1 rRNA gene is annotated in these 227 nt (G+C 52.4%); it reads left to right on the forward strand.

The features are described 5' to 3' along the window. A 16S ribosomal RNA gene (locus tag C2M30_RS07320) occupies window positions 1-227 on the forward strand; the annotation flags it as partial.

The raw sequence follows: 227 nt of genomic DNA on the forward strand, positions 1-227 counted from the left end.
GCAGTGGGGAATATTGCACAATGGGCGCAAGCCTGATGCAGCCATGCCGCGTGTGTGAAGAAGGCCTTCGGGTTGTAAAGCACTTTCAGTAAGGAGGAAAGGTTAGTAGTTAATACCTGCTAGCTGTGACGTTACTTACAGAAGAAGCACCGGCTAACTCCGTGCCAGCAGCCGCGGTAATACGGAGGGTGCGAGCGTTAATCGGAATTACTGGGCGTAAAGCGTAC

This window comes from Pseudoalteromonas sp. T1lg24 (genome assembly GCF_002964745.1).
GTDB lineage: Bacteria > Pseudomonadota > Gammaproteobacteria > Enterobacterales > Alteromonadaceae > Pseudoalteromonas > Pseudoalteromonas spongiae.